The 13,364-nt window shown below is 45.3% G+C and carries 13 protein-coding genes and 4 pseudogenes; all 17 read right to left on the bottom strand.

Translation table 11 applies throughout. The annotated features are described in order from the left end of the window. Positions 1–28 precede the first annotated feature (28 nt). The 17 genes and pseudogenes from JET16_RS01440 to JET16_RS01355 all read right to left on the bottom strand — a co-directional run bounded on the left by JET16_RS01440 (position 29) and on the right by JET16_RS01355 (position 13,361). Complete coding sequence (locus JET16_RS01440; RefSeq protein WP_199613824.1) at positions 29–748, bottom strand: bactofilin family protein; 720 nt, start codon at positions 746–748, stop codon at positions 29–31. Positions 749–763: 15 nt separating this feature from the next. Next, a complete protein-coding gene (locus JET16_RS01435) occupies positions 764–1,492 on the bottom strand; it encodes a polymer-forming cytoskeletal protein (protein WP_199613823.1) in 729 nt (242 codons plus the stop codon). A gap of 24 nt (positions 1,493–1,516) precedes the next feature. After that, on the bottom strand, positions 1,517–2,152 hold the full coding sequence (locus JET16_RS01430) for a DUF4004 family protein (RefSeq protein WP_199613822.1): 636 nt from the start codon (positions 2,150–2,152) through the stop codon (positions 1,517–1,519). A gap of 130 nt (positions 2,153–2,282) precedes the next feature. After that, positions 2,283–2,522 carry an IS66 family insertion sequence element accessory protein TnpB gene (tnpB, locus tag JET16_RS01425; RefSeq protein WP_407673065.1) on the bottom strand — a complete coding sequence of 80 codons (240 nt, stop codon included), beginning with the start codon at positions 2,520–2,522 and terminating at the stop codon, positions 2,283–2,285. Continuing rightward, positions 2,471–2,731: pseudogene (gene tnpB / locus JET16_RS31020) on the bottom strand (IS66 family insertion sequence element accessory protein TnpB). Before tnpB (JET16_RS31020) ends, tnpB (JET16_RS01425) begins: the two are co-directional and overlap by 52 nt. Beyond that, positions 2,725–3,033, bottom strand: a complete 309-nt coding sequence (gene tnpA / locus JET16_RS01415; protein ID WP_199613819.1) for an IS66 family insertion sequence element accessory protein TnpA — start codon at positions 3,031–3,033, stop codon at positions 2,725–2,727. The pseudogene tnpB (JET16_RS31020) and the gene tnpA overlap by 7 nt, the downstream one beginning before the upstream one ends. Before the next feature lie 131 nt (positions 3,034–3,164). Then, positions 3,165–3,395 (bottom strand): methyl-accepting chemotaxis protein, encoded by a 231-nt coding sequence (locus tag JET16_RS30470; RefSeq protein ID WP_325176608.1) that lies wholly within the window; start codon positions 3,393–3,395, stop codon positions 3,165–3,167. 276 nt (positions 3,396–3,671) lie between these two features. Next, entirely contained in the window at positions 3,672–4,493 is an 822-nt protein-coding gene (locus JET16_RS01405; protein ID WP_199613818.1) for a GNAT family N-acetyltransferase, read from the bottom strand. A 180-nt stretch (positions 4,494–4,673) separates the two neighbouring features. Further along, positions 4,674–5,293: pseudogene (locus JET16_RS01400) on the bottom strand (chloramphenicol phosphotransferase CPT family protein). Between the two features lie 785 nt (positions 5,294–6,078). Then, positions 6,079–7,569: an aminoacyl-histidine dipeptidase gene (locus JET16_RS01395; protein ID WP_199613817.1), complete on the bottom strand. Its 1,491-nt coding sequence runs from the start codon at positions 7,567–7,569 to the stop codon at positions 6,079–6,081. 457 nt (positions 7,570–8,026) lie between these two features. Beyond that, positions 8,027–8,254: pseudogene (locus JET16_RS01385) on the bottom strand (DUF420 domain-containing protein); the annotation flags it as partial. A gap of 78 nt (positions 8,255–8,332) precedes the next feature. Then, a pseudogene (locus tag JET16_RS01380) lies at positions 8,333–9,445 on the bottom strand (aminotransferase-like domain-containing protein); the annotation flags it as partial. 133 nt (positions 9,446–9,578) lie between these two features. Beyond that, positions 9,579–9,803 carry a hypothetical protein gene (locus tag JET16_RS01375; RefSeq protein ID WP_199613814.1) on the bottom strand — a complete coding sequence of 75 codons (225 nt, stop codon included), beginning with the start codon at positions 9,801–9,803 and terminating at the stop codon, positions 9,579–9,581. Positions 9,804–9,832: 29 nt separating this feature from the next. After that, positions 9,833–10,834, bottom strand: a complete 1,002-nt coding sequence (locus tag JET16_RS01370; protein WP_199613813.1) for a hypothetical protein — start codon at positions 10,832–10,834, stop codon at positions 9,833–9,835. Between the two features lie 34 nt (positions 10,835–10,868). Further along, on the bottom strand, positions 10,869–11,360 hold the full coding sequence (locus tag JET16_RS01365) for a pyridoxamine 5'-phosphate oxidase family protein (RefSeq protein ID WP_199613812.1): 492 nt from the start codon (positions 11,358–11,360) through the stop codon (positions 10,869–10,871). 84 nt (positions 11,361–11,444) lie between these two features. Next, complete coding sequence (locus JET16_RS01360; RefSeq protein WP_199613811.1) at positions 11,445–11,888, bottom strand: MarR family winged helix-turn-helix transcriptional regulator; 444 nt, start codon at positions 11,886–11,888, stop codon at positions 11,445–11,447. Positions 11,889–12,440: 552 nt separating this feature from the next. Then, complete coding sequence (locus JET16_RS01355; protein ID WP_199613810.1) at positions 12,441–13,361, bottom strand: serine hydrolase domain-containing protein; 921 nt, start codon at positions 13,359–13,361, stop codon at positions 12,441–12,443. Positions 13,362–13,364: the final 3 nt, after the last annotated feature.

Here is a 13,364-nt window from a genome sequence, read left to right as displayed (position 1 = left end):
GCTTCCCTCCCTAAATCATGGAGATGGTTTAAGATTTAACTTTGTTACGGACTTCGGCGGTCGGATCGATCTGCAGACTTTCGGTATATTCAACCATATCGATACGACAATGCGGACCGACCCGAATGGTGCTGCTTCGCACCGTTTTGGCTTCAACGTTGCTAATGTCCACGGTCGTTCCTTCTATGACTTCAGCTTTCAGTCGAACTTCTTTCGGGCTTTTGTATCGATTGAATAATTTACGGAACCAACCTGAATGATCAATCCCTTTGATCGTTATCGTTTCCCCGCCTATATCAGCTACAAAGCTTTCACCAACAAGTTCCAGCGTAATGTCCTGCGCGTTGATCAATCCTTGTGCCTGTATGACTCCTTTGACGAAAAACTCCTCGCATTCAATGTTTCCCCTAAACTTGAAATTGCCCCGTCCTTTCATTTGGTCTGCTCGAACGGGTCCTAAGACGACGCTTCCGGTCAGCAAGGCGCTCTTTACCGTCAATGACCCTTTCGTTTCGAAACTGCCTTTTGCAATGATCTCTTCCCCGTCTATATTTCCATTTACAATCGATGAACCCGCAATGGAGAATCGATTCGCAATGAGGTTTCCTTCGATGACACCGTGACCGCGAATGATCGCTGCCGCTGTCTTTAGATCGCCGTTCACCGTACCGTTTCCGTAGACGGATACCTTATCGTAAGCTCCTCCGCCTACGCTTCCGTGTCCTCGAATTGATATCGTTTTGCTCATAGCCGACAACCTTTCCTACATTTTTACTTTTTTCAATACGACGGACGATGGATGGATACTAAGACGCTTGGAATATTCAATTCGTTCGACCCGACTGTTAGGGCCGATGATAATCGTTTCCCCAGAGATCTTGCCCACGCGGGTGTTTTCAATATCCACGCTGTTCGCCTCAATCGAACGGAAGGAACATTGCGTCTTTCTGAAGACACTAGTCAGTTTCATAATAATTGTATTGATCCCTGTATGATCCTTCACTTGCTTGCGGATGTGTACGGAATCGGCGCCGATTTCCGAGATGGTTACCGGACCGTCAAAAACTATATTTACTTGGCCTGCGTTCAACAGACCGTTAACTTGAACGTACCCTTCGACATGAAATTCATCTGCTTCCACATCGGAACCACAGGACAAGAAACCGCTGCTGGTGCAGGAGACTGCTTTTAATAAACCATCACATCGAAGCTTTCCACTGCTTTGCAGCGTATCTGTACGAAGTTCCCCTTTTACCGTCATGCTCCCGTTCGAAACCATCTTCTGAGCTTTCACGTTCCCTTTCGCGATCGTTCTGCCCGAGATGGATATGCTGTCGATCGTTGCGTCACCTTCGACGACGGACGAGCCGGATATTTCTAATGTGGCTGCCTCTATGGATCCCATTACTTTGCCCATTCCACTAATGCTGACGCGATGATATACGCCTCCGTACACTTTGCCCATTCCGCTAATGGCAACATCACTACTCATAAACAATCCCCTTTCTCTTAATAATTAGACCGTTTCCCATATCTTTAACTTATCGCTGATGGCCTTGGTTAAGTCTTCTAAAGCAAGCGCCTTCACCAGCTGCAGCTTTGGATCCAACAAGAGGGTTCCTTCCGGAACAAGTAGGACGAAATGCCTCCCGTTCTCCTCGCACACCACTACTTGCATGCCAGTTCGATCGAACCGTCCAGCCCAGGAATGAACTGAATGGTACAAATTTTCAACCTCGGCCTTCGTCAAGCGTTCCTCTTTGATGAGGGAGTAAAACAACTCTAGAAACAGTAGGTCATGGAATGTGAAGTATTCCTGGACCGAAGCGTGTAAATAAGACCGGACCATATCCTCCGGATAACCGAGTCGAAGAACCTCCTCTACCGGGTATAGCTTTTCGCTTACGTCTGGATTAAAATGTCGCGCCAATTCGTCCAAAGAGTATTTGTCCTTTAGATCGATAATGGCATCGATTCGTTCGAGAATTTTGTGTTTAGGAAAGAACGTTTCTTGTCCCGTAAAAGACGACTGTTTGATAAACCATGCTTCAGGTATAAGGTTCTGCCTCTTCCATCGGTACAGTTGCCCGTAGGATATGCCTGTCAGCCGCAACAGCTCCTTCTTGGACAACAAGTCTTTATCTTCTGTCATATACCCCACCTTAACGTAACAATGTTTTGTTTCACTCCTGAGAACAGAGTAACATAACATTGTTACGATGGCAAGACAAAAAATGAAAAGAAAAAACACCTTGGTACGCATTGTTAAGAGGCGTGGTGGTTTAAACTTTAATAAATATCATATTCAATTCTTTTTCTACAAAATGCATATCACGATCCCTTGACACTAGAGCCAAGTTATAAGTTTTAGCTGTAGCAATAATCAATGCGTCGGGTACGCTCGGATGTGCCTTTCGCTGTTCAAGGGAGAGTCCGTCTAGCAACCATCGCAATTCGCGGCGGCTGACAGTCATTGTAGATGCCGATGTTTCCGCGGGCCATCGAAAGCGTCCGCGCTCCAAGCACGATAGTAATGCCAAAAGCCGTTGTGATCCCAGTGAAGGATTTTCAACTTGTCTCACTCACGATTGCAAAACACAAAGAGCGCAGGGGCGAACGGATCGAGATCAAATCCTTCTTGGACGAGGATGGCTAGCCCGTCAATCGATTTTCTCAAGTCGGTACTGCCGCAAACGAGATATACCCGATCTACGCTAACGTCATTTAGCATACGGTCTGTAATGTCCGGACCACATCGGCCAACAGGACGGCGTCATATCCTGGCTTCACTTCAATTACAGCGGAACCGACTTTGATCTGCAACGGTGTCGATGACCGCTCGTCTACCTTGACCGTCAACCATGAGGCTGAATGGTCGGCTGGACGCTCGTTATCTAACCTTCGCATCCAGTTATACAACTGGCGGCGATTAATCTGCTCCACAGCACACCAATGCGTTGCTTTCTGCCCGCTCCCGCGGAAGGCTGCAATTCTCGCTTCCCAAACTTTCCTGCGTTCTAGTTGGGTAGACATAAAGAAATCCTCCTCGCATCATTCTGACGAAGATTATCTCACTACTATTTGCTTGATTGAAGGTGGGGAGTATTTGACGCTTACGTAATACCGTTCATTAATTCCTCTAGTCTCCAAGTGTTCATCATCACTTACGAGACGTTCGAGCAAACATCAGGCTCACACTCAAAACCTATTTGCTTTGAAGCACCTGCTCTCTGTGAGTTGGGGTTAGACCGGGACCGAATGTCGTAAAGAATGGAAGCTATTTCATCGGCAGCCATCTTGGATGTTTTGCCAACCTTTTGACATCGTCCGTGCTCTCCTGCTTTGACCGCTTCAACTGCCGCATTAAGCGGAAGAAGATTGGTCTGATTCGCGATATCCGTGAAGGTACTACAACACCAAATTAACAGTTATTATGTCACTTAATATGCTTATAAGAGCATGAAGCGTGTGGTTTGGCATTAGCACATTGACAAAAGGGTCAAGTTCTTGTCGCGGGCCAGCGACAAGAACTTGTCCGAAATAACAAAAAGACCCGCATTCTAAGCGGGTTTGAATCGGCGAATGTTCTTGTCGTCCGACATCTTTGTTGTTGTTTCTTTACACATGTCGTTCTTCTTCGGACGACATGGGCCGATTTGGATTAGTTATCATCATCCATGTTGAAATCTATAGTAGTCTTGTGCATGTACCACTTTAAATCCAACTGATTCATATAACCCTAGAGCATGGTCGTTTTTAGTTTCGACTTCTAAGTGTACCGAGTATCCGGCCGAGTGTTGCTCTTGAATTACTCGGCTCAACACTTTCCTACCAATTCCTTTTCCTTGGTGTTCTGGCAAAATGGAAAATCCATAAATCCACGCTTGCCTCTCTTCCCTGCTGACCCTAATTTTCCCAACCGTTCCTTCGTTTACTTCAATCATGAGTATATCGGTGTTATCCCCGTAAACTTTGCATTCCATCGCCCTGGCGTCTTCTTCGTCCATTCCAAACGCCGTAACGGATAATCGTACGCGCATTTCATAATCCTCTAAAGTTGCTTGTCTCAAAACGATACCGTCCGTTTCTTCAAGAGCCTTGACTTGCCACTCCATTTGATGCTCCGAAAATGCATACTCAGCACCATGTTTACTCAAAAAAGCTTTTGCCGCATCTGATCCAGCAGGTGTATTCAATAAAATTTTCTTGTATCCGTTTTGTTTGACTTTTTCCATTCCTTGTTGGAACAATCGATGGAAATGCCCTTTTCGTCGTTCACTAGGTTTCACCATGCCACATATTTCAACTGTAGATCCAAAAGGATACAAGCCTAAAAATGCGACAAGTTCGCCATTTTCATAATGAAAAAAATCAAGCTTATCGAATTCGCGTCTTCTGAGCATTTCCCAGTTAAGCTTGAGTTGTAAGTGATCATGAGTTTCACACTCTTGTTGCAATAGTTCAATATCATTTAATTGTTGTGTCAGTAACATATTTTCCTCCTTTGGTTGTCCACATCAATAAATCAGCTATAAACTTACTACTAGCAGGGTAGCATCTATCTCGGAACGACCAAAATCCCAGTGTCTAACTTTTTGGGGTCACTTCAGATGCTGGAAGCCATTGTCATGAACTCTCGTTGCCCGTTAGTGGAATGAGTGACACTTTCCCCCCTAAGATATAGTCTCAAGTTGCTTGAATGCAGAGAACGGCCCCCCCTCTTCGAGACGCTTGCGTATTATTTCGGCACACTCTTCAGTGCTTAATACTGCGGTGTCTACCTCCAAGTCGTATATACCATGCGAATGGACAGCATTCTGCCATAATCTCACCGGCTTGGGTACTGATCCATCCTCTTCGTAACCTACCTTCCATGTAGCAATCCGCCGCTGCATTACAACCTCTGAAGGGCATCGCACACCTACGAACAAAACTGGAAGCCCACTCAGGATTCGAGCGCAGTTAGGTAAAATCCCAAGTGGTATAGAATATTCGTCATGATGACCAAAATCAACTACTACATTCAATCCGAGCCGACTGGTGCAGCAATGGACTCATACATGGCATGGTACAAGGTCACAATGAGAGGCTCAAGGTCGGGGCGTTCTCCACCTGGTCGAAGCCCGATCCCAGGCTGGCAGCGTTCAGGGGTCATCTGCATGAACCGGTCGACTCCCATGTTCATCCACACGCCGTCGAATGTATTTTGAATCACATTGGCAATGCTGGACTTCCCAGACCTTGGGGTTCCGTTTAATATTACTATTTGTCCGTGTTCTTTTTCTTGTGACATATGTTTGCCTCCAATCACTCCACATTGTACCACACTTAAGATTGCGCTAAACTGCCAGTTAGCTGAGCGATCAATGGTGATTCCTCCAACAACAAAAGGGTTAAGTTCTTGTCTTTCGGAAATTCCGCTGTTTAAGCGGGGTTGAATCGGCTTTTGTTGTTGTCGTCCGACGACAACTTTCTAAGGAAACACAAAAGGCTTAAGTACTTGACGTTCATCGACAAAAGGCCCAAGTTCTTGTCTTTCGGAAATTCCGCTGTTTAAGCGGGGTTGAATCGGCTTTTGTTGTTGTCGTCCGACGACAACTTTCTAAGGAAACACAAAAGGCTTAAGTACTTGACGTTCATCGACAAAAGGCCCAAGTTCTTGTCTTTCGTTCGCGACAAGAACTTGGGCCTTTTGTTGAGGTACGAAAAAAGAGCCTCCACATTTTCCGTGGAGGCCTCCTTTTCAAACCAATACAAATTCTTTTCATAACGACCCAACGGCGAATAAAAGAGGAAGCCCACTGAGGATTAACCTTATTTGCCCCTTCTTCATTGTCAATGTTCCCTGACGGCTCAATCATTTTATCATCTTTGTAATGGCCGTAAGGCTTTCCGCAAGCAATAAGGAGTACGCTTACAGTTGTTAATAATAAGAGCAAGGATAACGTTCTAATCGTACATCACCTCCTAAGGCTAATAGGAATCTCAATCGAATCAGTACCCATAACATACATGTTCTCACCTCAAAAAAAGAGTCACACCCATTATATGGATGCGACTCCAATATTACAAATTAATTTATTTCAGCCCCCGCAGCACATCCTGCAGAAACTCCCACGTCCGCTCCACGGAAGAGATCGACAGATGCTCCTGCGGCGTATGAATATCGAACAAGTTCGGCCCGTAGGAAACGGCGTCGAGGTCAGGCATTTTCTCGATCAGCACGCCACATTCGAGGCCGGCATGAACCGCCTTGATTTCTAGCGACTTGCCGAATCGGCGCTCGTACATCTTTTCAAAGACTGGACGCAGCTTGGAATCCGCGCGGTACGGCCAGCCAGGGAAATAGCTGTCATACCGGAAGCCGCAGCCCGCCGTCTGCGCAAGTGTCTCCATCGTCTGGAGGACATCGTCGATCTGCGAACGCAAGGAGCTCCGCGCATAGCTGCGCAGGACAATTTCCTCTTCGCTCGTCGTGACGACGCCAAGGTTCGATGACGTGCGGACCAGGTTCGGAATCGCCTTGTCCATGCTCAGCACGCCATTTGGAATAAGGGTTAGGAGACGAATGACGGTTAATTTCGTCTCTTCCGAGAATACCTTGTCCGAATAGACTGGTCCTTCCTCTCCGTCCATATTGTATCCAGCTTGAAGCATTACGGTCACGCCTTTGTCGCTCACCTGATATTCGTCCCGCAGGATACGATTTATCTCGTCAATGCGTGATTCCGCCACTTCTTTGCCTTCCGAAGTCAAATAGATGACTGCCTCCGCTTCGCGTGGAATAGCGTTTACTTTCATGCCGCCATTTACACTTGCAAGCGCGAAATCCGCATGGCCAACCAGGTCGGTTAGAACTCGACCAAGCAGCTTATTGGCGTTTCCGCGTTCGTGGATAATGTCATCGCCGGAATGGCCGCCTGTTAGGCCCTGTACATGAATCGTATAGGGCTCGCCTGCTTCCGGTCCCCGATTCTGCCATACAATCGGCACCGTATGATAAGCATTAACGCCGCCTGCACAGCTGACGAACACGATGCCTTCACGGTCAGAGTCGAAATTGATCATCATGCGGCCCTTCAGTGGAGTAGCGTCAAGATAGAACGCGCCTTCCGCGCTTGTCTCTTCTTCCGTTGTCAGTAGGATTTCCAGCTCTGGATGCACCACCTCAGGCGAATCGATAATCGCCATCGCCGTCGCTACCGCAATGCCGTTGTCCGCGCCAAGCGTCGTGCCTTGCGCGTAAATCATATCTCCATCGATTTTGAAGCGGATCGGATCCCGGGTAAAGTCGTGTACCGTTCCTTTGTTTTTCTCGCATACCATATCGAGATGGCCTTGAAAAATGACCGTTGGCGCCGCCTCATATCCCGTCGAAGCGGGCTTGCGGATGATCAAGTTATGGCGATCATCTTGCAAGACTTCACAATTTCTCTGCCGCGCGAAATCCGCAATGAAATCGCTGATCGCTTTTTCGTTGCCGGAACCGCGGGGGATCTTGGACAGTTCCTCAAAATACTGCAATACTTTATTGTCGCCTGTATAGATATTGGCTGTCTTGTCATTCATAGGTGTTTCCTCCTAAACCGAGTCTCATTAATGCTCTATGTAAGTATCTCCCTTTTAAGCAACCCGCGCTGTAGATGGGCAAACGATTCTAACGCGCGACGAATGTTTGCCCGTAGTTGGTCTGATACATCTATTCCAGGATCGATCTGCAGCAGCTGCACCTTAAGATGCTTTTGTTTATCGTCGAGACGCGGGTCCATCCGGCCAATCAAGCGGCCGCCCGCCAGGATCGGCATGGCATAATACCTTATTGAAAGTCAACTCCCTTGCCTGTCGTTATGAACTGTTGGGGCCAGGAAACTCACGGATTCCGGTTTTATAGAAATAATAGTGGTGAAGCAATCCCGCGATTGCAGCGAGCTCCGAATTTTGTCCCCTCTTCATAGCAAGCATAGAAGCAAAAGTTGATACCCCGTAAAGATAAACATAGGCTTCCTGTTTTTCAACAGAGCTGTCCATAGTTTCGGTGAACTTTAATATTCTTCTTCCTAATAAAATAAAGCGCCATGAGGAGAAAGACGAAAGTAAAGCTGTTGAACACCGCGTTCAGCATCGGCATCGTGAAATCAATATGTTCGAGCCCCTCCGCCTCCGGCAGGAAGAAGAGAATAGCCACAATCGCATTGACAGCAATCGAGAGCGTTACGATAAGCGGCGTGAAGTTGCGTTCTTTAGTCGGTGCCATGAGCGAAATTCCTTCCTTCGCGGAACATTTTAATTATATGATAATGAAATATGCCCCTCGAAAGCAAAAATTCGACGTCTACTTGAAACGTTCCGCGATATCCGTAAGCCGCCTGGCCCCCTCCCGCAGCTGTCCTTCGTTGACAAAGGAATAACTTAACCGGATCCAAGATTTCATTTCCCTGAGCGGGTCGCAAATCGCCCCGGGGACGAAGGATATCGACTGCCGGACGCATTCGGCGAAAAACGGTTCCATTGGAATCGAGTCCGGCAGCTTCACCCACAAATTAAGCCCGCCTTGCGGACTGACCCAGTCCCACCCGGCACCCGCAAATTCCCGCTCCATAATGTCTCTCCTTACTTGAAGGGCGATTCGCAGCTTTTCCTGGTGCTGCTGTAGCCGTTCCGACCCGAAATAATGCAGAAAAATTTTCTGATTGACGCACGGAGTACCGTTATCTGCGAGAGACTTCGCCGTAATCAGAGAGCCGATAACGGGGCGCCGCCCGATCACCGAGCAAATCCTCAGTCCCGGAGCCACATATTTGCTGAAGCTGCGGAGATATACGACCCACCCTTCCGTATCGTAAGTGATTAAAGGCATCGGAGGCGGCTTGTCGAAGTACATGTCATGAAACGCATCGTCTTCTATGATCAAACACCTGTATCGTTCGGCCAACTCCACAAGCTGCTTGCGCTGCGCAGAAGGCACCGTATAACCCGTCGGATTATGAAAAGTAGGATTCATATAGAAAAGCCGCGGCTTATACCGTTTCATCAATAATTCCACTCTCTCCAGATCGTACCCGTCCGGATATATATCGACAGGCAAAAGCCGGGCGCCCTGTTGGCGGAAAATATCGAGCGCGGCGCTGTACGTCGGTCTTTCCACCAAGATCGGATCCATCGAACGGATGTATATGCGGGAAAGCAAATCAATCGCTTGCTGCGCACCGGTCGTGATTACCATTTCGCTTGCGGTCAACTGCACCCAATGCTGCCGAACCATAAAGCGGCTAAGCGCTTCACGTAGCTCCTCGTCCCCTTGAGCGCTGGAGTATGTTCCCAACAATTTCGGGTAACTGTCGAACACCTTCTTTACATATTCGGACAGGAACAGATTGGGCAGCAAATTCGGATCGATTAACGCTTGGGAAAACTGATAAAGGACAGGCAGTTGATGAATTTCGGATGCGACAAGAACTTGGGCCGTTTATCGGAACAGCTCAAGTTCTTTCGATTTTTGGTCTATTTGGCTTATGAGAATCTAAGCTTCGGGCTTTTGTAATTAACCCTCAAGAATATCAACTAATTAATCGATAAATCTAAACCATATTCAACTTTATGTCGTAAACAACTTCAATTAATTCAGGACTTTGATCATGTGCCTCTTCTAATGAAAGCATTGAAATATTCCAACCATGACCTTGTATTTGTTCATTCTCTATGTAAGGGAATAATGTAGCTTCGTGTAGAACTGCCGTTCTCTTTGTTCTAGAAATTGCACTATAAAAATATCCGTCACTTTGTTTTACAATATATCCACGCATTAACTCGCCTCCAATGTTTATGAATAATTTCATTTTTCTTCTGTAATAAATGACATGTTTGACAGCCCAGTTTTTATACACAAACCCCAGCCGAAGAACTCGTTATTAGTTATTTCTGCTCGAATTGTATTGAAGCCGGCTCTCCAGCGAACAGGAACACTGGCAAAGTCAGACCGAATACGTCCATCACTTTCCGGGGGGCTCCATATCCAATACCCTTGGTATACTTCATCGTCATTTACCCATAAACGAAGATGATCACTGTATCCGAAAGTTAGCAGAGTCTCATTCTCCTCAGGTATGTAAAAAGTACTTTTCGCATGCACTGAACTACCTTGTTCGGCGGTATAGATTCGGTTAAGGTTTAATATCCCGTTTTCTTCCACAACGGCTTTCGTCCAATGGTTTTCGGTGACTGGTGAAACCATCCATTCAGTTACAAAAGTCTCGGTTAACAGTCTTTCCAAATCTCTTTCTCTTTTCGTAATGGGCGTCGGTTTTATTTCCTCTATCGAAAGATTGCGAATGTAGCTGGGCAAAAACCCCCAAAACCCTATTTTACCAATAGGGTCTCCGTGCTGAAGATTAGGAATTACCAGTTGAGGGAAAGTATCATCACCCATATAAACGGCGGCACCGTTCGGTTGCACTTCCAAGGCAAATTTTTCCCATTTCCCAGTAGTATTCGGCAAAGGCTTTTGATACATAGGGCCATTATAAATTTGCCATGTCGTCGAACCATTCATAACCGGATCATATTGAATTTCTTCTGGCGCCAAATAAATAAGCTCATAATTTTTCGAATCCTTGGTGCCGAAAACAAACCCAATAAACCCTACTTGCTCAGGAATCGCAACCTCGGCTTCAAGGCGAAAGCAGGTAAAAGGGATTTCATCGTGAAGAAAAACGGCAGAGCCGGTTTTTTCAAGATAAGTTGCTTGTTGCCCCAGATATACTCCAGGACGTGCATTAGAATTGCCCAAATCAAATTGATCCAAATCATTCCAGAGGTTAAACGAGAGCTTTGTCATCCTCATACTCCTTTTTGTCGATTTTCATATGCACTCAAATATCAAAGGTGATATTTTGCAGACCTCGGTAATAATCCCCATATTTGGCCGTAAATCTTAAAATGCAATAATCAGGGTCGGTGACTCCAAGAGGATAGTAAACTTCCCACCCCTCTTTCCATAGACGTTCTTTTGATTCCGCATCCTGCAGGACCTCCATTTCTCCGACAAGCAATAGCCCTGCAATACACCCTGCATCGTAAAAATAGACCGACGCTTTCGGATTTCGGATAAACTGCGACACCCTTCTCGATGACGTAATGGTACTGAACCAAATGGATTTTAATTTATCCGATTCAATCTTGAACATGGCCTTGATATGAGGGTAGCCATTTTCGTCAGTCGAACCTACCATCGCGATTTCCGAACGTTCCAACAAATCAAGGGACTCTTGTATGCACACTTCTCTATCGATCGGGGTGATGCCGTCCACCAGCAGTTGTTTTGCCGATCGGATCCCTGCTTCAATTGCGCTTTCGGAATTCATACTCGCACCGGTCCTCCTAGGAGATACTTGTTTTTTTATTTTATAGAGATTTGAATGTCGCTGTTTGGCATATCCGAAGCTCCTTTACTCAGCTTCATGTTCTTTGAGATTGTTGAAAATCCGTTCAAGATACTTCTCAAACTCGTCGATTTCGCTATCTTGAAATCCTTTATAATATAGTTTGGTCATTTCCACGGACACCTGTTCGTAGGCTATTTTCATTTTTTTATTTTCCTCAGTGAGCTGAATGAGTATTTTTCGCCTGTCATCGTTCGGGAATACACGGAGAAGAAATCCAGTTTCTTCGAGCTTATCTAGCATACGGGTTAGAGTTGATTTACCTAAGGCAGTTTTCTTTGCAAGTTCTTGAATGGGAATATTATCCTTCTGCCAAAGAGCAAAAAGTATTCTGCCTTGCGCTGGGTTAATATCGTTAATGTTATAGTCCTTGAGCTTTCTGGAAAAAATGCGCCCCGACAACTGATGAATTTTTGAAATTATAAATCCGCCCTGACGCAACTTCATCATATATAATTCCTTTCAATAATCTAGAAAGTAGATACTACAATTGTATATAGAATAGTTGTATATAGTACTATTGTCAAGTAATGGAGATGAAATAGTGTAATCGAATAACGGACCATGTTCTTGTCGTTCATCAACAAAAGGCCCAGGTTCTTGTCTTCTATCCGCGACTAGAACTTGGGCCTATAAATAAAAAAGCCCGCGTATTAGGGCCTGTTGACAAATCATCATTTTGGCGAAATTGACATTTGAAAACCTGCATAAATACTGGGTTTACCAAAGTCAGATTTCGCAAAAACGGCATTTGTCAACAGGCCCTATTATGCGGGTTTGAAGCGGCCCAGGTTCTTGACGTCCGACAACATTTGCATCGGACGACAAGAACTTGGGCCTTTTAGCGACAAGAACTTGGGCCTATTAGATAATCGCGACTTTGCTGAAAAGCAACCGTAACTGATTGCTCAACTATGCTACCCGTTTAGCGCAGCGAGGCGACTGGATCTTTGCCAGCCGCCTCGCTTCAGTTTTATTTTTAGCCAGAGGATATTAAAAAACTTATAAAGCCGTTTGAGTTGATACATCATGTTTTAAACATTTTAAAAGTGTTTCAATGTGTGTTGTCGCATATCGATTGTACATACGTACTGCAACGGTTTTATATTTCGGAATGATAACAACATGGCAGCCTGTTGCCCCTTCTGCTTCAAACATCATGTCGTCACCAAAATACCATCCCATTATTCGCTTATTCGCATACTCGGGAGTAGATTTTAATTTTTCCGAAAGATCGATTACGGATTTGGGGATGATTTGAGCTCCATTAATTACACCATTATTTAGGTACAGATATCCCCAGTATGCGAGATCTTTTGCTGTCATATAAAGATTTCTACCATCCCCCTCATCAGATTCCAATCTGATAGAGGCGTAACCATCACCAGCCGTAAAATCACAAACTATATTATCTTTCGGTATCGAAATCCATTCCGTGTTTTTTAACTGCAACGGTTCTAAAATTTTTTCCCTTATTAATTGTGCAATTGTTTTTCCTGTAACTTTCTTAACAATTCTAGCGGCCAAACCTTCCCCCTCTATCTTATTTGGTCCAAAGAATTTAGGGTTCGTTTTTGTAAGCACATTTCCGATCGTAACCGTTTTCAACTCATCTTTTGAAATATCTTCAATGAATGGATGGACCGGTGTATCGAGGGCAAGATCAGCCTCAATGACAGCTAATGCTAGGGCTAGTCCGATGTGTGTTTTTCTTATTGAATATACATTAAACTGTGAATCAGCTGTTACTGGCTTAGCCCCGGGCTTGTCATGATGGTAACCAGAGTACCATTCAGTGACAATTTGATCATCTTTAATTATTATAACGGCTGCAGCTGAGGAATTGATAATACTCCTTGTTTGTTCAATATGGGATATTAAAGATTCAAATTGTTCACTGTTATTTGTGGCTGATAAATTCATTAT

This window comes from Paenibacillus alkalitolerans, from assembly GCF_016482785.1.
GTDB classification, from domain to species: domain Bacteria; phylum Bacillota; class Bacilli; order Paenibacillales; family YIM-B00363; genus Paenibacillus_AE; species Paenibacillus_AE alkalitolerans.
This window is presented reverse-complemented; position numbering and strand designations above follow the sequence as displayed.